The organism is Sphingobium sp. B11D3D, from assembly GCF_025961755.1.
In the GTDB taxonomy this organism is placed as follows: domain Bacteria; phylum Pseudomonadota; class Alphaproteobacteria; order Sphingomonadales; family Sphingomonadaceae; genus Sphingobium.
Window position 1 is genome coordinate 1,755,652 of record NZ_JAOQOG010000001.1, and the last position, 19,254, is coordinate 1,774,905.

17 protein-coding genes and 1 tRNA gene are annotated in these 19,254 nt (G+C 62.1%); 10 read left to right on the forward strand and 8 right to left on the reverse strand.

Features of this window, described 5'->3' with window-relative positions; genetic code table 11:
- The first annotated feature begins 1 nt into the window (after position 1).
- On the forward strand, positions 2 to 946 hold the full coding sequence (locus M2334_RS08290) for an acetyl-CoA carboxylase carboxyltransferase subunit alpha (RefSeq protein WP_181559711.1): 945 nt from the start codon (positions 2 to 4) through the stop codon (positions 944 to 946).
- Positions 947 to 1,037: 91 nt separating this feature from the next.
- Positions 1,038 to 2,519, forward strand: a complete 1,482-nt coding sequence (locus tag M2334_RS08295; RefSeq protein WP_264594445.1) for a M48 family metalloprotease — start codon at positions 1,038 to 1,040, stop codon at positions 2,517 to 2,519.
- A gap of 98 nt (positions 2,520 to 2,617) precedes the next feature.
- On the opposite strand, the gene M2334_RS08300 is transcribed toward M2334_RS08295, so the two are convergent.
- Both M2334_RS08300 and M2334_RS08305 read right to left on the reverse strand, forming a co-directional pair.
- The gene (locus M2334_RS08300; protein ID WP_181559709.1) at positions 2,618 to 2,794 is read right to left on the reverse strand and encodes a Flp family type IVb pilin; all 177 of its coding nucleotides are present in this window, start codon (positions 2,792 to 2,794) and stop codon (positions 2,618 to 2,620) included.
- 128 nt (positions 2,795 to 2,922) lie between these two features.
- Complete coding sequence (locus tag M2334_RS08305; protein WP_264605192.1) at positions 2,923 to 3,123, reverse strand: Flp family type IVb pilin; 201 nt, start codon at positions 3,121 to 3,123, stop codon at positions 2,923 to 2,925.
- Positions 3,124 to 3,182: 59 nt separating this feature from the next.
- On the opposite strand from M2334_RS08305, the gene M2334_RS08310 reads away from it, so the two are divergent.
- Positions 3,183 to 3,593: a (deoxy)nucleoside triphosphate pyrophosphohydrolase gene (locus M2334_RS08310; RefSeq protein WP_264575742.1), complete on the forward strand. Its 411-nt coding sequence runs from the start codon at positions 3,183 to 3,185 to the stop codon at positions 3,591 to 3,593.
- A gap of 3 nt (positions 3,594 to 3,596) precedes the next feature.
- On the opposite strand, the gene M2334_RS08315 is transcribed toward M2334_RS08310, so the two are convergent.
- Entirely contained in the window at positions 3,597 to 4,457 is an 861-nt protein-coding gene (locus M2334_RS08315; protein ID WP_264594446.1) for a class I SAM-dependent methyltransferase, read from the reverse strand.
- A gap of 43 nt (positions 4,458 to 4,500) precedes the next feature.
- On the opposite strand from M2334_RS08315, the gene M2334_RS08320 reads away from it, so the two are divergent.
- The 4 genes from M2334_RS08320 (at position 4,501) to M2334_RS08335 (ending at position 6,899) form a co-directional block, all read left to right on the forward strand.
- Complete coding sequence (locus tag M2334_RS08320) at positions 4,501 to 5,259, forward strand: ComF family protein (protein ID WP_264594447.1); 759 nt, start codon at positions 4,501 to 4,503, stop codon at positions 5,257 to 5,259.
- Positions 5,260 to 5,320: 61 nt separating this feature from the next.
- On the forward strand, positions 5,321 to 5,578 hold the full coding sequence (gene grxC / locus M2334_RS08325; RefSeq protein WP_264575745.1) for a glutaredoxin 3: 258 nt from the start codon (positions 5,321 to 5,323) through the stop codon (positions 5,576 to 5,578).
- A gap of 14 nt (positions 5,579 to 5,592) precedes the next feature.
- Positions 5,593 to 6,417 (forward strand): carbon-nitrogen hydrolase family protein, encoded by an 825-nt coding sequence (locus tag M2334_RS08330; RefSeq protein ID WP_264605193.1) that lies wholly within the window; start codon positions 5,593 to 5,595, stop codon positions 6,415 to 6,417.
- Positions 6,414 to 6,899: a DUF1178 family protein gene (locus M2334_RS08335; protein ID WP_264594449.1), complete on the forward strand. Its 486-nt coding sequence runs from the start codon at positions 6,414 to 6,416 to the stop codon at positions 6,897 to 6,899. The genes M2334_RS08330 and M2334_RS08335 overlap by 4 nt, the downstream gene beginning before the upstream one ends.
- 14 nt (positions 6,900 to 6,913) lie before the next feature.
- Here the strand turns inward: M2334_RS08335 and M2334_RS08340 are convergent.
- Positions 6,914 to 6,990 (reverse strand) — tRNA-Arg (locus M2334_RS08340).
- A gap of 317 nt (positions 6,991 to 7,307) precedes the next feature.
- On the opposite strand from M2334_RS08340, the gene M2334_RS08345 reads away from it, so the two are divergent.
- From M2334_RS08345 to M2334_RS08355, 3 genes are read left to right on the forward strand one after another with little or no spacing between them, the layout of a single operon-like run.
- Positions 7,308 to 8,402 (forward strand): Gfo/Idh/MocA family protein, encoded by a 1,095-nt coding sequence (locus tag M2334_RS08345; RefSeq protein ID WP_264605194.1) that lies wholly within the window; start codon positions 7,308 to 7,310, stop codon positions 8,400 to 8,402.
- Positions 8,399 to 9,253: a WecB/TagA/CpsF family glycosyltransferase gene (locus M2334_RS08350; RefSeq protein WP_264605195.1), complete on the forward strand. Its 855-nt coding sequence runs from the start codon at positions 8,399 to 8,401 to the stop codon at positions 9,251 to 9,253. Before M2334_RS08345 ends, M2334_RS08350 begins: the two co-directional genes overlap by 4 nt.
- A 27-nt stretch (positions 9,254 to 9,280) precedes the next feature.
- Positions 9,281 to 10,156, forward strand: a complete 876-nt coding sequence (locus M2334_RS08355) for a hypothetical protein (protein ID WP_264605196.1) — start codon at positions 9,281 to 9,283, stop codon at positions 10,154 to 10,156.
- Positions 10,157 to 10,381: 225 nt separating this feature from the next.
- Here M2334_RS08355 and M2334_RS08360 read toward each other — a convergent pair whose 3' ends face one another.
- The 4 genes from M2334_RS08360 to M2334_RS08375 form a co-directional block, all read right to left on the reverse strand.
- A complete protein-coding gene (locus M2334_RS08360) occupies positions 10,382 to 11,962 on the reverse strand; it encodes a sulfatase (RefSeq protein ID WP_264605197.1) in 1,581 nt (526 codons plus the stop codon).
- Positions 11,963 to 12,031: 69 nt separating this feature from the next.
- Positions 12,032 to 14,332, reverse strand: coding sequence for an arylsulfatase (locus tag M2334_RS08365; RefSeq protein WP_264605198.1), 2,301 nt, complete (start codon positions 14,330 to 14,332; stop codon positions 12,032 to 12,034).
- Between the two features lie 16 nt (positions 14,333 to 14,348).
- Positions 14,349 to 16,634: an arylsulfatase gene (locus tag M2334_RS08370; RefSeq protein WP_264605199.1), complete on the reverse strand. Its 2,286-nt coding sequence runs from the start codon at positions 16,632 to 16,634 to the stop codon at positions 14,349 to 14,351.
- Between the two features lie 184 nt (positions 16,635 to 16,818).
- On the reverse strand, positions 16,819 to 19,179 hold the full coding sequence (locus M2334_RS08375; RefSeq protein WP_264605200.1) for a TonB-dependent receptor: 2,361 nt from the start codon (positions 19,177 to 19,179) through the stop codon (positions 16,819 to 16,821).
- Positions 19,180 to 19,254: the final 75 nt, after the last annotated feature.

Sequence of the window (19,254 nt, forward strand, 5' to 3'; positions counted from 1 at the left end):
CATGATCAGTTATCTCGACTTTGAGAAGCCGGTAGCGGCACTCCAGGCCCGGATCGACGAATTGCGCGAGACGGCGGACAATGATTCCATCGATATCGATGCGGAGGTCGAAAAGCTGCAGCAGCGCTCGACGGCGATGCTCGGGGACCTCTACGCGCGGTTGACGCCCTGGCAGAAGACGCAGGTCGCGCGCCATGCCCAGCGGCCGCACTTCCGCGATTTCGTCGAGGGCATGTGCAGCGACTTTATGCCGCTGGCTGGCGACCGCGCCTTTGCCGACGATCAGGCCATTCAGGGCGGCTTTGCGACCATCGAGGGCCGCAAGGTGATGCTGATCGGCCATGAGAAGGGCAATGATACCGCTAGCCGGGTAAAGCATAATTTCGGCATGGGCATGCCGGATGGTTATCGCAAGGCGATCCGGCTGATGCAGCTGGCCGATCGTTTTGGCCTGCCCGTGGTAACGCTGGTCGACACCTCAGGCGCCTTCCCCGGCGTGCAGGCCGAAGAGCGGGGCCAGGCGGAGGCGATCGCGCGTGCGACCGAGGCTTGCCTCACCCTCGGCGTGCCGCTGGTCGCGGCCGTGGTGGGCGAAGGCGGATCGGGCGGCGCCGTGGCGCTGGCGTCTGCCAATCGCGTGCTGATGTTCGAACATGCGATCTATTCTGTGATCTCGCCTGAGGGTTGTGCCTCCATCCTCTGGCGGACTGCCGACAAGGCGGCGGACGCGGCGCAAGCCATGCAGGTCACCGCGCAGCAGCTCGCCAGCCTGGGGGTGATCGACCGGATCGTTCCGGAGCCGGTGGGCGGTGCTCATCGGGCGCCCGACTCGGCCATCGGGAGCCTCAAGGGCGCAATTCTGGAAGAGCTTGGTGCCCTCGCCAGCGAAGATTCGAATGCGCTGCGCACGCAGCGAGCGCAGAAGTTTCTGGCCATGGGTGCCTGACAACGGGAACAGCCCAAGGCGATTTGCATTCCCTCAACGTCTGTCTATTTTCGGTTCGTCGCAAAATAGACCTGAATGAGAAGGGGAGGCCATGGGCCGCAAATATCTGATGCTGTGGTTGAGCGGCGCCCTCGTGGCAGGCTGCGCAACCACGCAATCGAGCGAGGCACAGCAGGGGGGTATCCGCACGGCGACCTCGATGAGCCAGTCCGAGCGCCAGCAGGGCGCCAAGGCACACCCGGAGCTTCTGGCGGAATTCGGCGGCGTCTATAATGGTCCGCAGGCCACCTATGTGACCAGCGTCGGCAAACGCATCGCAGTGCAGTCGAGCCTGTCGAACCAGCAGAATGATTTCACGATTAGCCTGCTCAATTCATCAGTGAACAACGCGTTCGCGATCCCCGGCGGCTATGTCTATGTAACTCGCCAGTTGCTGGCACTCATGAATGACGAAGCCGAGCTGGCGGGCGTCCTTGGCCACGAAGTCGGCCACGTCGCAGCCCAGCACGGCCAGCGCCGCCAAAGCGCAGCCACCCGCAACTCGATCCTCGGCGTGCTGGGGCAGGTGCTGGTTGGCGCTGTCGCGGGCGACTCCGGGCTGGGCCAGCTCCTGCAACGCGGCATCGGTACGGGCACGCAATTGCTGACCCTCAAATTCTCCCGCTCGCAGGAATATGAAGCGGACGATCTGGGAATCCGATATCTCGCGAGCGCGGGCTACGACCCCAAGGCGCTGTCCTCCATGCTCGCCTCGCTGGCCGCGCAGAACACGCTCGATGGGCAGGTGCGCGGTCAGGGCACGGCGGTGCCCGAATGGGCCAGCACACACCCCGATCCCGCCTCCCGCGTTCGCCGCGCGCTCACCAATGCGCAGGCGACCCGCTCCACCAACACGCTGCGCAACCGCGACGTATTCCTCAATCAGCTGGGCGGCATGATCTACGGCGACGATCCCAAGGATGGGATTGTGCAGGGCAATCAGTTCCTGCATCCGGTGATGAAGCTCAAGTTCACGGCGCCGCAGGGCTTCTCGATCCAGAACGGCGCCAGCGCCGTGGCCGTAGTCGGCCAATCCGGTCAGGCGCAATTCTCGATGGTGCAGTTCAATGGCAATCTCGACGGCTACGTCCAGTCGGTCTTCAATCAGCTGGCAGGGCAGGGACAGGCGCCGGACATCCGCGTCCAGCGCACCACCATCAACGGCCTGCCGGTCGCGTCGGGCTCGGCCAGCATGGCCAACAGCCAGGGGACACGGCTCGACGTGACGGTGGTTGCCTATCAGTTCGGCCCGTCCACGGCCTATCATTTCATCACGGTCACGCCGGCCGGCCGCGGCCTTGGATCGCTCTCCACGCTGATCAACTCCGTGACGCGCATGACGGACAAGGAGGCGGCGGCGATCAAACCGCGTCGCTTGCAACTGGTGACGGTGCGTCAGGGCGATACCGTCCAGGCACTCTCCAGCCGCATGGAGTTCGACGATTACAGGGTCGAGCGGTTCCTGGTGCTGAACGGATTGTCGTCCAACACCGCTTTGGCCGCAGGCAGTCGGGTCAAGATCGTGACCTACTGAGCGCTCGTTTGAATAAACAAAAACGGGTGGCAACCGCGAGGTCGCCACCCGTTCTTATGAGGGAGTCGTCGAAACAGCCTCAGTAAACTGATAACTCGTCAGGATGCGGCTGGCGTCTCAAGCTCGTCCGACACGTTGTTGAACGTGTTGCCGAGGCTTCCGCCAATGGCGCTCATGCCGGCGATGGCGGCGACGGCGATCAGGGCTGCGATCAGGCCATATTCGATGGCGGTCGCGCCCTTGTCGTTCTTGAACAACTTGCGAAGGGTCTTCATAGGATGTCTCCTCAATTCCTTGGTATCAATCACACCCGGCCACTGAATGGGGTCAGCAAGCAGGCTATCGATACGGCCGATTGATTTCCAAATTCCTAATCTGGGGCCGAGTTGTAAAAAAATGGTGGTTAATGGCTGGTCACTTCGTTCGACACTTCATTCCAGGTGCGGGTCGTCGATGAACCAAGGTGCGATACCCCTGTGACGAGCGCCAGCACGATCAGGGAGAGGATCAAACCATATTCGACGGCGGTGGCGCCTTTTTGGGATGCGAGAAGGCTGTGGATGAAGGCCCGCACGAGGGTTTCCTGAAGCAGATGTCGGTCCAACGCGGTGTAAAGCGCAAGCCGTTAACAATTTGCAGGATGATCGCCCGAGCATGACCGGAATGAACCAAAGCAAACCGCCGCTGGTCGTCGTCGCCGCGGCGCTGGTGGATGCGCAAGGCCGGGTGTTCGTGCAGCAGCGTCCGCACGACAAGGCGATGGGCGGCTTGTGGGAGTTTCCCGGCGGCAAGGTCGAGCCCGATGAAACCCCCGAAGCAGCGCTGATCCGCGAGCTGCGCGAAGAACTCACGATCGAGACCGAAACCGCTTGCCTCGCGCCGGCGAGCTTCGCGACAGGCATGATCGGGGAGCGACCGCTACTGCTTCTGCTGTACGTCTGCCGCAAATGGCAGGGCGTCGTTCAGCCGACAGAAGCGCCGGACAGCCGCTGGCTCCACACCCACCAGTTGTTCGCGCTCGACATGCCCCCCGCCGACGCCCCGCTCGTAGCGATGCTGGACGCGCTGCTCTAGCGCCTAAGTCTCGGTGGCGCGGGAGGGGCGCAAAGCCTCCGCCAGCGACACCGTGGCGCTGCCACGCCTTGCAGGGCGAGGCTGGTCGGGATCGGGCGCCCATCCGCTGCCATGCAGGACTACGAAGCGTTCCCGCGTCCGCCCATCCGGGTCAGCGGCCTGCGCGAAGTGCGCCGCTGCCAGCGATAGCCCTGCGCGCGTCAGCGGCGGCGGCGGCGAGGCGAGGCACTGCGCCGCGCCCATGCCGCGCAGATCTGCCATAAGGCTGAAGATCGAGCCATAGCGCACGTCCAGACTGTCGCCATCCGCCACCGGCATGGTGAAGCCGGCACGGGCGAGCAGATCGCCGAGCGCGCGGACGTCGATCTGCGGATGAATGCGCTGGGCGGGCCGCTCCCCGTCGGCCGCCAGCAGGGCCGCCTTGAGCCGCGCCAGCGATCCCGCGCCGATCATCGTCAGGAGGAGCAAACCGTCGGGCCGCAACGCGCGGCGCAGGGCAATCAGGGCGCCCGGCAGGTCGTTGATCGTATCGAGCGTGCCGCAGCACAGGATGAGGTCGAAGCTTTCCGGCGGGTAGGGGAGGGCATCCTCTCGAATAATGTCGCCGCCGCAGGCCTGCGCGAACCGCGCGCCGGGATCGGCCGCCGTTACCGAGCAACCCCGGGCGGCGAGGGCATCGATCAGGCGGCGATCCGGGCATCCGATGACGAGTGCGTCCCCAAAGGCACGCGTCACGTCATCCAGTCGTTCCAGCATGGCGTCGGCCATCGCGGCGTACAAAAAGTCATGCGCTGCGAAATTGCCAGCGGCGCGGTCGCGGCGCTGGGCCCGCAAAGCCTCGTTGAAGATCACCGGGACAGTCATGGCCGGGCTTGTGCCGACTCCCGCTGCGTGGAACAAGCCGCTTATGGCCGTTCGGACGATTTTGCAGGCCGCACTCGCGCCTCTGCTCGATTATGCGCTGCCGCCGCGATGCCCCGGCTGCGGCGTCGTGGTCGGCGCGGTGGGGACGTTCTGCACGGACTGTTGGCTGTCCATCGATTTTATCGGCGAGCCGATCTGCGCGACATGCGGCGTCGACCTACCAAGCCCGCTCGGCGGGGATATGACGTGCGGGGCCTGCCTATCCGAGCCGCCGCCCTATGATCGCGCGCGCGCCGTCATGACCTATGGCGAGATTGCACGAACCGTGGCCCATCGCCTGAAATACGGGCGGCGGCTCAGCCTCGCGCGGGTCATGGCAGAGCATATGACGCGACTGGTCGTGCTGGAAGAAGCCGCAGGATCAGCCGATCCCCCTCTTTTCCTGCCGGTCCCGCTGCATCGCTGGCGACTCTGGTCCCGTGGGTTCAATCAGTCCGCGCTGATTGGCCGCCATATTGCCCGCCGGACTGGCGGCGTGCTGGAGCCGGAGCTTTTGCGCCGCGTGAAGGCGACGCCGCCACTCCATATGCTGAGCCGGCGGGAGCGACAAAAGATCGTGAAGGGCGCCTTCGCGCTCGCCCCCGGAGCGGCCGCGCGTTTGGCGGGCCGCCATGTGATCCTGATCGACGATATCTGGACGACCGGCGCCACCGCGAGCGCCTGCGCGCGCGTGCTGCGGTCTGCGGGCGCGCGGCGGATTGAGGTGCTGTGCTGGACCCGGGTGGGCATGGGCGAACATTGACATTCGTTTCCATGCGCACGACATCCGGTCTTGAGACTTATCACAAGGGAAACAGCCACGCATGGCGCATGTCGAGATCTACACGCGGGCCTTTTGCGGATATTGCGCACGAGCCACGGCGCTGCTGCGAGAGAAAGGCGTCGACTTCGAGGAATATGATCTGACCATGGGCGGCGAGAAGCGCGCCGAGATGATCGAGCGCGCCAATGGCCGCGCCACTTTTCCGCAAATCTTCATCGACGGCCAGCATATTGGCGGCAGCGACGATCTGATGGCGCTCGAACGGAGCGGCAAGCTCGACTCGTTGCTGAACGCCTGACCCAGGCTATCGCCGTGCGCGTTGCCATTTTGCAGATGAATGCCGGCATCGATCCGGTCCGCAATCGGGAGACGCTGGTCACGGCGGTGCAGGACGCTGCGGCTGATGGCGCTGCGATGCTTTTCACACCTGAAATGAGTGGCCTGCTTGATCAGGATCGCGCCCGATCAGAAGCCGCGCTGGCGACTGAGGATGAGGATGAGACGCTCCGCGCCGTCCGTGAGGCCGCGCAGGCTTCGGGCTTGTGGGTGCATCTCGGATCGCTGGCTCTGCGCGATCCGGAAACCGGCAAACGTTTCAACCGCGGCTTTGTCATCGACGCCGCCGGCGAGATCCGCGCGCGCTATGACAAGATCCACCTGTTCGACGTTGATCTGCCGAGCGGCGAGCGCTGGCGCGAGTCCAGAGTGTACCAGAGCGGCCACGAGGCGGTTCTGGTGCAAACGCCGTGGGGCGGGATCGGCCTCACGATCTGTTACGACCTGCGCTTTCCTGACCTTTTCCGTGCGCTGAGCAATGCCGGGGCGGACATCATCTCCGTGCCCGCCGCCTTCACCGTGCCGACGGGCGAGGCGCACTGGCATGTGCTGCTGCGTGCCCGCGCTATAGAATCCGCCGCCTTCGTAATTGCGAGCGCCCAATGCGGGCTGCATGAGGATGGTCGGCGGACCTACGGGCACAGTCTGGTCATCGACCCTTGGGGCACAGTACTGCTCGATGCGGGGGAGGCGCCGGGGCTGTATTTCGCGGACCTTGACCTTGATCGCATTGCCGAGGTCCGCTCGAAAATCCCGGTACTGGCTCATAGAAAGTCTATTCAGGACGTTGTTTTGTCGTGATTTCCTTCGATCTCAAATGCGGCCACCATCATGTCTTCGAAGTGTGGTTCCGGTCATCCGCAGACTACGAAACCCAGCGGGGAGGGGGGCTGTTGCTGTGTCCCACCTGCGGGGATGACAGGATCGAAAAAGCGGTGATGGCTCCCGCCGTGGCGGCCAAGGGTAACCAGAGAACATCGAGTCGCACCGATCTCGCCATGCCGGGGGGCGCGGGTGCCATTCCAGTTATGTCCAAGGCGGATGCCGAGCGGATCGGTGCGTTGATGACAGAGCTGGCTCAAGCTCAATCAGAAATGATCGGCCAATCTGAATGGGTTGGCGAACGTTTTGCGGACAAGGCCCGCGCGATGCATTATGGCGAAACGGAGAGCCGCTTGATCCATGGGACGGCCAACGTCAGGGAAACCCGCGAGATGCTGGAAGAGGGGCTGCCCGTCGCCCCCTTGCTGATTCCGATCGCCCCGCCCGATCAGGTCAACTGATCGGCGCTGGAGGGTGGTGCGCCCGACAGGATTCGAACCTGTGGCCCCCAGATTAGGAATCTGATGCTCTATCCTGCTGAGCTACGGGCGCGCAGGCATGGCTTTATTGCGCGGAAGCATATGGGTCAATCACGGCAGGCAGACGCGCACGCCCAGCACAAAACTTCTTGTCGTGGTGGGCACCGTTATCTTTATCGCGCGTTCACGAGCGAAATGCAGCGGCTTTAACTGGATGTAAGCACGCATCGACTAATCGGAGAGGACAAGCAGCGCTCCATTTGTGTCGCCAAAGCGGCGCAAAACGGGGCGTTTATAGCCTTCGGCTGCAGTTTTCTCCTGCCGGGCTGTTGAATTGACTAGCGTTATGCCCGGATGCCATAGGCCCGGCGCACAGTTCGGAGGTAGGTCTTGGCAATTCGTGTTGCGGTCGTTGGTTTGGGCAAGATGGGCATATCGCATCTTGGCATCGTCAATGCGTTGGAGGATTTCGAGGTCGCCGCAATCTGCGATTCCACCGCTCTGGTTGGGCAGGTTATCGAGAAGTACGGCAAGCTCTCCTATGTGGCCAGTTATGACGACGTGATTTCGCAACCCGGCTTGGACGCGGTGATCATTGCCACTCCCACGACCACGCATGCCCCCATGGTCCGGGCCGCCTTGGAGAAGGGGCTGCATGTCTTTTGCGAGAAGCCTTTGACGCTTTCTGCGGTAGAGAGCGAAGCTCTCGCCCAGCTTGCTCAATCTCGCGGGCTCGTCGCGCAGGTCGGCTATCACAATCGCTTCATCGGCACTTTCAATCAGATCAAATCACTGCTTGAAGCCGGGGCCTTGGGCCGCGTGAGCCATGTCCAAGCGGAGGCCTATGGCCCGGTAGTGCTCAAGCCGTCAAAGCCGACTTGGCGTGGCAAGGCCGGGCAGGGCGGCGGCTGCCTCTATGATTATGCTGCGCATCCGCTCAATTTGGTCAACTGGTACTTTGGGCGTCCAACCGGCTGCACGGGGGCCATGCTGAAGAGTGGCTTTTCGGCGGAAGTCGATGATGAAGTCTATGCAGGCCTGACCTTTGGCGACGGCCCTACCGCCCAGCTCTCCGTCAATTGGTCCGATCCCTCGGTGCGCAAGATGACGACGCGCATCTCGATCTGGGGCGAGGGTGGGAAGATCTATGCCGACCGACAGGAACTCCAGGTGTTCCTCACGGGTGGCGCGCCCATTCCGGACGGCTATCAGGAAGGATGGACCGTCAAATATATCACCGATTTGCAGGCGCCGGTCAGCTTCTACCTGCGCGGCGAGGAGTATAGCGCGCAACTTGAAGCGTTCGGCAAGGCGATCAAGGCTGGCGGCGTCGACGTCCAGAACGATCTCGCTGCCGCCGCTGAAACGGATGCCACGATCGAGATGATCCGCACCGCCGCGCTCGGCGGGATCAGCAGTGGCGTATCGATGTCGGCACGTCCGCAACGCTCCAGCGGGGTGTTCGGCAGGTTACTCGGCCGATGAGCGATAAGATTCGGCTGGCCTCGCGCCCTGGCTTTGGGACGTGGCAACAATCACGCCTTCTCAACGCCTGGGTGGATTCCCTGACGATCCCCGAGATCATCGATCGACTGGATGAGGGCATGCTTTTCACCCTCAATCCCGATCATCTCTATCACCTTCAGCGCAATCCGGCATTTGCCGCGGCATATTCTGATGCTGTGATGGTCTCGTCTGACAGCAAATATGTCTACTGGGCGCTTGGTCTTATTGGCCGGAAAATCAAATGTAAGACCTCAGGCTCCGATATCGTTCCGGCTTACTACAAGCACCACGCCAATAATCCTGATGTTCGCATCTTCTTTCTCGGCGCGCGGCCGGGGGTTGCACAGCAAGCACTTACACGGGTCAATGGAATCGTGGGACGAGATATTGTTGTCGGCGCTCACGGCCCCTCGTTCAATTTCGTCAATGACGAGGCGGAGAGCGCTGCGGTGATCGATATGATCAACGCTTCCGGCGCGACCTGTCTGATTGTGGGGCTCGGCGCTCCCAAGCAAGAGGTATGGATGCATCGGCACCGTCACCTCATGCCCGGCGTGAAGGTCTATATGGGGGTCGGCGCGGTCATCGATTATGAAGCGGACGCAGTAAAGCGGGCGCCAGCTTGGATGAACCGCAATGGACTGGAATGGGTCTATCGCATGGTCACCGAACCCAGGCGCTACTGGCGGCGTTATGCACGAACGATGGAGTTCTTCTGGCTGGTTCTGGCCGATTGGCTGGGCCTGTATCGCCCTCCTGGATTCCCCTCGCCAATGACGGCGACCCCGCGCTCCGGTCCCCAAACAGATTCTACCCCTGAGCGGGCCTGACGAAGATTATCGAGGTTTTACAAAACTATGGAACGTATCCTTTTCGGCGATAATCAGTTCTTCGGCATCAATCATATGTCGGAGGAGAAAGCGCGTCAGCAGGCCATGCGGTTTCAGAGTATCGACGCTATCGTAGATGTTCTGCAGATTGCGCTGCATGCCGGGGCGGGGGGCTTCATGTGCACCACCCATGACAAGATCGAGAAGATCGCCGATGACGTCCGGGCCAATCCGGAGAAATGGAGCGGGTTCACTTTCTACCCAGGCATGCCTTATGCTCACAAATATGCCAATGCGGTCACCGAGCTTGGTTATTTCGATGCCGTGCGCAAATTTCTTCCCAAGGAAGGCCTGGTCGACACGATCATGCGCGGCTCCAAGGCCGTGTTGAATAAGGACATCGAGAGCATGATGACATTGCTCGTCGATGCCGAGATGAAGATGTTCCGTGGTCTGCACACGCCGGTCGTTTTCCTCCAGAACGTTGTCACGGATCTCGTCCAGGGCTTGGGCTTCGCCGATGCGTTCCGTGTTTTCTCGGATCACATCAAAAGCCGCTACAATGCAGAGGCCGGCTTCATCACCATGAACGTGCCGAAGCTTTTGCCGATGCTGAAAAGCGTGGGCATTGAGAATCCGATTGTCTGCGCGAACTATAACAAGATCGGATTCCGCATGTCCGGCGGAATTGATGGCTATCGTGAGGTGCTGGAGAAGCATCCGGCCCGAATGATTGCGATGTCCGTGTTGGGATCAGGCGCCATTCGTCCGCGAGAGGCCATAGAGTGGATTTGTGCCGAGCCGCATGTGGAATCGATTTTGTTCGGGGCATCCAGTCGCGCCAACATCGAGCAGACTGTTGGGCTTATCAAGGAATTCGATAGCGCACGCGTCCCTGTCTGAGGGCCTAATTTAACATAATATATATTATCGAACTTGTGTCAGGGCGGCGGGGTTCGCTTCACGAGCTGGTACGCTCTGCCCCCACACGCGCCGGGATGATTTGAACCGATCCGCTCCATTCCGGCATGCCCGCGTGTCGGGCGTCCGCTCGCTCAAAGCGGTTTCGGACAAGTGCGGTAACGTGCAGGACAAAAACTCTGTCATCCTGCACGCCTGCCAAAATTATCAAGATCCGCCCTCACAGGATATGTTCAGTCCCTTCATGCTCCCGTCGAACAGGCTGCCGACCTCGGCTTTGGATATCGGAAACTCTTCCAGCGGGTCTTTCGCGAGGTCGTAATAAGCGCAGGAGGGATTGCCCGTTTCTGACTTGATATACAGCAGCTTATAGCGCTTGTTGCGGATGGCGACCTGCCGCTCCCTGTCTTTCAGAGGGATTACGGTTTCGGATATGATGAAGTCTTTCTCCTCGTCACGGACGCTGTCCTTTCCGTCAAAGAGGACAGGCGCGAGAGACACCGAATCCAGCGGGATCATGTTTCCGGCGCGATTGGGAACCTGCTGAGGCGTGGCCACATGCGCCAGATCGAGGACGGTCGAGTAGATATCGACAACGTGCGTCAGCGCATCGCTATAGCCCGGCTTGATGTCCGGCCCCAGCATCACCAGCGGAACCCGCATGCCACTTTCATAGCCGGTGCCCTTGGCCCTACCCTTCGCCGTCAGATACATATTGTCGATGAAATCGACCGCCGGGCGGCCATACATGGGCGTGCCATTGTCGCCCAGAATGATCACATAGGTGTCCGGGCTGAGCTTCTTGAGCTCCTTGAGGAATATCCCGAGGACCGTATCGGTCGAATTGACCCAGGATCGGTTCAGGGCCGGCGGGGAGCAGTTGCCGAGCTCGGTGGTGCCGAACTTTCCGCCACAAGCCTCGATCTCGGCGCGGGACTTCGCATCGAGCGTATCTGCGTTCGGCACGAAGGACGGCTGCGGTCCTGCCGTGATATGGACCATGTTGAAGGCGAGCCAGGCGAACCACGGCTTGTCGGGCGCTTCAGCCTGGTTGCGCCTGATCCAGTTGAGCGTATCGGCGGCCCGCACGACCGGCTCGAAACTGGTCGGCGCGATGCCTGGCAGTGAGCGGACCGGCGCCGGCTCGGTTCGCCATTCCGAGTCAGGGCTGGCAGAATCCTGCACTTGATAATCATGATGCCAGTAATCGGTGATCGCCCCGTTCAAATTGCCTTCGAACAGCGCGAAACCGGCTTCCTTGGGCTTCATGCCGGGATATTGGTTAAGGCCAGCCATGTGCCATTTGCCGAACACCGCGGACGTGTAGCCGGCGGCCTGCAGATCCTCCACGAAGGAATGCTGCTTTTGCGACAGCCAATCCTCATAATCGCGCAGTCCCGTATTATGGGCGTACAGGCCGGTGAGCATGGATGCGCGGGTCGGTGAGCAGAAGGGCTGTGCCCAGGCGTTGGTGAAGGTGCGCCCCTCCCCCGCCAGACGATCCATTACGGGGGTGGAGGCCGGACGCCCCTTGATCGCGCGGTAATTCGGATGATTGAGCCCCAAGGGTCCGTACTGCTCCACGAGACGATCGATCATGCCAGGATACATGTCGGACACCGCGTCAACGCCCACATCGTCCAGGATGACGAGGACGATGTTCGGCCGAGCCTTAGGCGCATCTTCGGTTCGCGCGACGCCGGGTTGTGCCCACAGCATCAGCGAGAGGCCCAGCGCGCTTGTGGTGGCCCTGAAAGCGGCTGCCGAGACTTTGACGAATTTTTTCATGCGCTTGTTACCCTAAGTTCGGCCCGGACGAAGGACGCAGCAGTTGGCTGCGCGCCCCTCCCTCTCAGTTCAGTTGGCTGATTTCTCGAAGGTGACTCGGTCGATCGCGAGTTCGGACATAGCCGGCTCGGCCATGTTCTCCAGCAGGGTGCGGACATTGTACCGGCCGATCACACCGCTGCCCCGTAGCGGATAATAGACTGCGACATCCTGCGACTGCACCACCTTGCCATCCACGATCATGGCGATCGTCGCAGCGCGCGGGCCGACCTTGGGCGCGGCCGTGACGGAGATGCTGACATCATGCCGCCCGACGGAGACTGGCTCGCCCTCTAGCCGCACGCGTTCGGCTTCCCGCCCGCTCGGGTTGTAGAGATAGGTGGGGCGACCATCCTGCATGATCAGGCCCCCGCCCCCGGCCTCATCGCCAATGATCACGATCGGCCCTTTCGCGTTCGTGCTCGCGGTGGTGATCGCGGCGCGCATGGTCCAGTCCATGGCGAGGGCCGGGAACGTCCCCTGCGGATAACGGGTTGGCCCAGGATAATAAGTGAACTGGTTGCGACCATCGACGAGCGAGGGCCGCTTCCCCGCCCCCACACGCCCGATCAGGTCAGCCTGGATCGGATTGACCTGATAGCGCCGTGCTGCCTCCTCAAAATCCTTCTGCAATTCGGCCAGCTTCTGGGGATGCTGAGCGGCCAAATCGCGCGACTGCGAGTAATCCTGCGTGAGGTTGTAGAGCTCCCACTTGAACGTCGACGGGTCCAGCGGGGTGGTAGACCGGTCGAAGGGCGCGCGGGGCGGCGTGGTCGAGGCCAGCCAGCCATCCTTGTAATAGGAGCGATTGCCCAGCATCTCGAAATATTGCGCGCGGCGGGTGGAGGGCGCGGTCGCATTGCCAAAGCTATAGACCATGCTGACGCCGTCGATCGGCTGCTGCTGCACGCCATCAACCTCCGCCGGCGGCACGACGCCGGCTGCCTCATAGATCGTCGGCGCGATATCGATCACATGGTGGAACTGGCTACGGACCTGCCCGGTCGCCTTGATGCGCTGGGGCCAGCTGATGACCAGCCCATCGCGCAAGCCGCCGAGATGCGAGGCGATCTGCTTGCCCCAGGGAAAGGGGGCGTTCTGCGCCCATGCCCAGCCGGCATTGTAGTTCGAGTAGCTATGCGGGGTTCCGTTCTGGTCCGATGTTTCGATCAGTTCCGCTTCGGTCGGCTCGATCCCGATCAGGCTCTGCAACTCCTGCACCGCGCCACGCCGGCTATCCATGCTGGCGCCATTGTCGCCCTGCAGATAGATGATCATGGTGTTGTCGAGCTGGCCATTAGCCTCGATCTCGCGGATCACCCGGCCAAGCTGGTCATCGAAATATGCGAGCTGCGCGGCCGCCACCTCCATCTGATGGGCATAGGTCCGCTTGGCTTCCGGACTGAGGCTGTCCCAGGCCGGCACCGCATCGGGCCGAGGCGTCAGAACCGCATTGGCCGGGATCGTGCCTGACTGCTTCTGCCGGTCGAAGATCTGCTGGCGCATGACATCCCAGCCCATGTCGAACCGCCCCTTGAAACGCGCGATCCATTCTGCCGGCGCCTGATGCGGCGAGTGCATGGTGCCGGGGGAAAGATAGACGAAGAAAGGATTGTCGGGCTTCTGGCTCCACTTCACCCGCAACCAGTCCACCAGATGGTTGGTCATGTCCTTGTCGAAAATGTAATCGCCATCCTTGGGAGGTTCGATGGCGTTGCGGTTCTCGATCAGCTCAGGGCGAAACTGGTCGCTGGCGGCGGCATTGAAGCCGTAGAAATAGTCGAAGCCCATCCCATTGGGCCAGCGATCGAAGGGGCCCATGGGCCCGGTTTCCCAGACCGGCGTATTGTGGTTCTTGCCGAAGAACGCCGTGTCATAGCCGTTGTCACGCAGCACCCGTGCGATCGTCGCCGCACTTTTGGGCATGACAGAGGTATAGCCCGGCTCATCGATGGCGACATTGGTGATCGAGCCCGACGCGACGGCATGGGCATTGCGGCCGGTGAGGAGAGCCGCGCGGGTGGGCGAGCACATCGCGGTCGTGTGGAACTCATTGTACCGCAGGCCCCGCTTGGCAAGGGCGTCGAAGGTCGGCGTCGGGATCAGGCCGCCGAAGGTGCTCGCCGACCCGAAGCCTACATCGTCGGTCATGATCAGCAGCACATTCGGCGCGCCCTTGGGGGCGCTCGGTGCCTTGGGATAATAGCGCCATTCCGGCGCTTGCGTGCGATCTGCCGGCTCTTTAGCCATCGCTGCGCCGGCCTGGGCCAGGACCAGGAGCGAGAGCGCCGTCGATCCAACGATGCGGGCGATACGGGATTTCATGGGCATGATCGGTCTTTCCTGGTTACCGGGCGTTCTTGCTGATCGTGACGGATGCGATGTCGCAGGTGCAGCGGCTTGCGACTGGCGCCACGGACGGGGTGTAGGAGAGCGGCGCCGTACCGGCGCGCCCGATGTAGGCGTCGCCGCGGCCGCGGAGAGCTTGGCTTACCGCCGTGGACGCGACCTCGGCGCCGTCGACCCTAAGCCGTACGGTGGTCCCGCCCGCAGGAACGGGTTCGAAATCTACCGCAATCTTGTAACGCCCCGCTGGCAGCGCATCTCGCGGAGAAATCTTCACCGGCGTCCCGGCACTGCCGGGATTCACGATGAAGGTGGGGCGCCCTGCGTTCAGCACCAGCGCCATACCGCCAAAATGGTCCCCCTGCACGTAGATCGGCCCACTGGAGCTTGGGCCCGCAGTCGATACGTCGGCAGTCACGGTCCACCCGGCCGCGATCGTCGGGAAGGCGTAGTTCGTATACCGCGTATCGCCGGGGTAGTAAGTGAAGCTGGTCCGCTGCCCGAGCAAGGATGGCCGGAACTGCGGCGCCATCCGCGTATGAAGATCGGCGTTCAGGGGGTAGACCGCGTATCGACGCGCGGCGGCGTCGAAATCCGCTTTGAGCTCTTCCAGTTTAGCGGGATGTTGGGAGGAGACATCCTCCGTCTGAGACCAGTCCCTCCGAAGGTTGTAGAGCGCCCATTTGAAATCGGCCGGCTGCGTCTTGGCTGCCCCATCCCACGGGGCCCGGCCCGGCAGGGTCGATGCCATCCAGCCATCCTTGTAATAGGCCCGGTTGCCCAGCATCTCGAAATATTGCTCGCGATGCCGTTCTGGCGCCGCCGCATCCTGGAACGTGTAGAGAAAGCTCGTCCCATCGATCGGCTGCTGCTGCACGCCGTTCACGACGTCGGGCGCGGAAACGCCTGCGGCCTCGAAAATGGTCGGCGCGACATCGATGACATGGGTGAATTGCTGGCGGATCGCGCCGCCCTTCTTGATCCCCGCCGGCCAGCTGACCACCATCCCATCGCGCAGGCCGCCCAGATGCGATGCGACGCGCTTGCCCCACTGGAACGGCGCGTTGGTCGCCCAGGCCCAGCCGGCCGGATAAGTGCCGAAGGATTTGGGGCCGCCATAGTCGCCCATCGCGGCAATCAGGTCTTGGTCCGTTGTCGGATTGCCGGCGATGACCCGGAGCAGGTCCGCGCTGCCGCGCAGGTCTTCCTCGCTCGCGCCGTTATCGCCCTGAATGTAGACGATCATGGTATTGTCGAGCTGGCCGTTCCGTCGCAGCGTATCGAGCACGCGCCCGATCTGGAAATCGAAGAAAGCGAGCTGCGCGGCCGCTACTTCCATCTGCTTCGCGTAAGCGCGCTGAACCTCGGGGCTGACCTGATCCCACGCCGGAATCTGCTCCGGGCGCGGCGAGAGCTGGGCGTTGGCCGGAATGATGCCTTGCCGTTTCTGCCGCTCGAAGGTCTGCTGGCGCAGCACGTCCCATCCCTGATCGAACTGGCCTCTGAAGCGCGCGATCCACTCGGGCGGCGCCTGATGCGGCGCATGCGTCGAGCCAGAGGCGAAATAGGCGAAGAAGGGATGCTCCGGCCGCAGGTTGTGCTGCACGTCAATCCAGTGGATCAGCTTGTCGGCAAGATCCCGATCCAGAATGTAATCGGGGTCCTCTGGCGCCCGCACGGTGTTGCGATTCTCGATCAGCGCGGGATTAAACTGATCAGCATAGGGCGCGTTAAACCCGTAGAAATAATCGAAGCCCATGCCGTTCGGCCAGTTGTCGAACGGTCCGACTGGTGTGTTTTCCCACACGGGCGTATTGTGATTTTTGCCGACGAAGCTGGTGTCATACCCGTTCATCTTGAGCACCTGGGCGATGGTCGCCGCGCTCTTCGGAATGACGGACGTATAACCGGGCGCATCGAGCGACACATCGGCAATCGATCCGCTCCCCACCGCATGATGATTGCGCCCGGTCAGCAGTGCGGCGCGGGTCGGGGAACACATCGCCGTCGTGTGGAAGGCATTGTAGCGCAGTCCGCTCTGCGCCAGGGCATCGAAGGCCGGCGTGGGGACAGGTCCGCCAAAGGTCGAGGCTGCGCCGAAGCCGACATCGTCGGTCATGATTAGCAGCACATTGGGTGCGTCCTTGGGAGCGACCGGCTCCTTGGGATAGGCCTGCCATGTTTGCGCCGGCTCATCGGCCGCGACGGCCGGCACCGGTTGCATGGTCAGGACCGGCAATGAGGCGACAAGGAGAGAGAGGCGGAGCTTGGCAGAGCGGGGTGACATTGGGGCAGTCCTCTTATTCTGGCTCACACATCCCGCGCGCAGCGAACTCTCACTTTCCGGGCCGGCGCTTCTTCCGGATCGTGATCGTCAGACCCCATTGTGAATGTTCCGCCTGCGATCAGTTGCATCAGAGAAAACCTCACATGCCCTGCCGCCCGGCGCGTGTCCGGGCGGCAGGAACGGATCAGAACGCCCGCCTGACAATGAGCGACCATTCACGCGGCGCGCCGGGCGTCCCGATGACGAGGCCGATCGGCAGGCGTGTCTTGTTCTGGTAGTAGAACTTGTCGGTGAGATTGGTCACGGCGAGCGAGACCTTCCAATCCTCATCGGCGGACTGCCAGGTCAGTCGACCATTCAGCATCGTATAGGCCGGCACCAGGGACGCCGGGTTATTGTCCGAGTTGGTGTAGAAGGACGACTGATAGGCGAGATCGAGGCGCGGGGTCAGCGTGCCCGCGTTCCCGACGAGGATCTCATATTGCGCACCGGCGCTGACTTTCCACTCGGTTACGAAAGGCGCGATCGAATTGAGGGTAATGCCAGCAATCGTGGCGCCCGCCGCGCCCAGCTTCGTGAGCTGGAAATCGAGGTAGCTGACACTGCCGTCGAACGACAGGCCACGGAGCGGATTGACGGTCAGTTCCGCCTCGAACCCCTTGAACCGGGCGTCGCCGGCATTGGTGGGGGTCGCGTTTTGCGGTGTCAGGACAACCCCGTTCACAACGGTTGGCGCCGTGTTCGAGAAGATGATGTCCTTGTAATTGTTGATGAAGGCAGACGCATTCAACCGGACAGCGCGATTGAGCAGATCGCTCTTGAAGCCGATTTCATAGGCTTCCAGCGATTCGGGATTGAACGGCACAACTTGCTCGATGACGAACGGCCGCGGATTGACGCCACCACCGCGGAAGCCCGTGGAATATTGCGCGAACACCATCAGATCGTCGGTCAGGCGATAATCAATATTGGCGCGATAATCCCAGCGCTTCCCGCTGTAATTGCCCACCGCACCGTCAATGAGGCGCTGTGCGGTATAGCTCACCTGGCTCGTGTTGAACGGGTTGAAGCGGCGGAAGTTGTAGTCCTTCTTGTCGTCGGTATAGCGAATGCCGCCGGTCAGATTGAGGCGATCCGTGAGGTGCGCCGTGACATGGGCAAATCCGGAAACGCTGCGGGCCGGAATGGTGTCATCCGAATAGAAAACGGAAGAGGTCGCAGCCCCCGGCGCGATGATGCTGCCGCCTTCAATATAGCTGGTCGCCTTGTAATAATAGCCGCCCAGCGTCCAATCCAGCAGCCCGGAAATGCTCGTGCCATTGAGGCGCAGTTCCTGGGTGAACTGGTGGTGGGTATTGGTGATGTTGTTGGTGTTGATGCCATAGGGCGTCGTGTCAAAATCCGTGCCATAGCGGCCGGATATGCTTTGATACGAGGTGATCGACTTCAGAGCCAGATCAGGGCCTAGCTTCCAGTCAATCGAGCCAGAGACTTCCCAAGTGCGAAGACGCGTATTGGGCTGCCACACGATCGTATTGTGGCTACCGCCAGCATCGGTGAACGCGGGCGTCGTGTAATTGGCGTAGTTTGTGTACGATTCCGGCCCGGTGATGAAGACGTTGCGGTTGGTGATGCCGGGCGTCAGCGTCGGCGCAACCGTAATCGCGAGCAGCTTGGTTGCGCTCGGCTCTGAATCGTCCACCAAACGGCTGGCCGCCACATTGACCTCGATGTCGTCACTGGCGATCCAGCGCATAGCGACACGCCCGGCGGTGTACTTCGTGCCGCCTTCCTGTCCGATCACGCAATCTTTGCCAACCGCGGCAGAGGCCGTGAATACCCCGTTATTCGGGTAGACGCAGCCGAAATCCAGCCGGTCGAGATAACCCTTCTTGCTGCGCGTGGCGCCCGATACACGCACGAAGAGCCGGTCCGGCACGAGCGCGAAATCGCCTGCACCGCGCAAGTCGAGGCGGTCGAAGCTCCCCGTCGTGGCCTCGATGAAGCCGCCTTCGCCCGAGGGCTTCTTGGTGAAGAGCTTGACCGCGCCGCCGATGGAGTTCTTGCCCGCCAGCGTTCCCTGCGGCCCGCGCAGGATCTCCACGCGCTCGAGATCGAGCAGGTCCAGCTGAGAACCAAAGACCGTGCCATGATAGACATCGTCGACATACAGGCCGACGCCGGGCTCATAAGCGAAGTTGGTATCCGCCTGTCCGACACCGCGCACATAGATCGCCGCGCCAGGGCCGAAGGCCGAGGTGGTCGGCTTCAAGACGACGTTGGGTGCGCTGTTCGTGAGGTCGGTGACGGTATTGTAGCTGCGCGACTCCATCATCGCGCTATCCATCGCGGTAATAGCGATCGGCGTGTCCTGAAGACGCTGCGAGCGGAATTGGGCGGTCACCACGATGTCGCCGACGCCCCCATCGGCCTCCTGCGCGCTATTGTCGGTTGTGGCTTGTCCTTGTGCCATGACAGGCGTGACGGCAGATAATGCGACGGCCACGACGCTGGCCCGTACGAGTAAAGTGCGAATCTTGGACACGATTCCTCCCCCTTATAAACATTGATCCGTCCCCTCTCGCGGGCCGGTTGATCGTCAGTTCGGAGGAAAGCGCTT

Bases quoted from the DNA above. Each gene is read 5' to 3' on its own strand.
- M2334_RS08290 (WP_181559711.1), top strand. From the start codon at position 2: ATGATCAGTTATCTCGACTTTGAGAAGCCGGTAGCGGCACTCCAGGCC.
- M2334_RS08295 (WP_264594445.1), top strand. From the start codon at position 1,038: ATGGGCCGCAAATATCTGATGCTGTGGTTGAGCGGCGCCCTCGTGGCA.
- M2334_RS08300 (WP_181559709.1), bottom strand. From the start codon at position 2,794: ATGAAGACCCTTCGCAAGTTGTTCAAGAACGACAAGGGCGCGACCGCC.
- M2334_RS08310 (WP_264575742.1), top strand. From the start codon at position 3,183: ATGAACCAAAGCAAACCGCCGCTGGTCGTCGTCGCCGCGGCGCTGGTG.
- M2334_RS08315 (WP_264594446.1), bottom strand. From the start codon at position 4,457: ATGACTGTCCCGGTGATCTTCAACGAGGCTTTGCGGGCCCAGCGCCGC.
- M2334_RS08320 (WP_264594447.1), top strand. From the start codon at position 4,501: ATGGCCGTTCGGACGATTTTGCAGGCCGCACTCGCGCCTCTGCTCGAT.
- grxC (WP_264575745.1), top strand. From the start codon at position 5,321: ATGGCGCATGTCGAGATCTACACGCGGGCCTTTTGCGGATATTGCGCA.
- M2334_RS08350 (WP_264605195.1), top strand. From the start codon at position 8,399: ATGAGCGATAAGATTCGGCTGGCCTCGCGCCCTGGCTTTGGGACGTGG.
- M2334_RS08355 (WP_264605196.1), top strand. From the start codon at position 9,281: ATGGAACGTATCCTTTTCGGCGATAATCAGTTCTTCGGCATCAATCAT.
- M2334_RS08360 (WP_264605197.1), bottom strand. From the start codon at position 11,962: ATGAAAAAATTCGTCAAAGTCTCGGCAGCCGCTTTCAGGGCCACCACA.
- M2334_RS08365 (WP_264605198.1), bottom strand. From the start codon at position 14,332: ATGCCCATGAAATCCCGTATCGCCCGCATCGTTGGATCGACGGCGCTC.
- M2334_RS08370 (WP_264605199.1), bottom strand. From the start codon at position 16,634: ATGTCACCCCGCTCTGCCAAGCTCCGCCTCTCTCTCCTTGTCGCCTCA.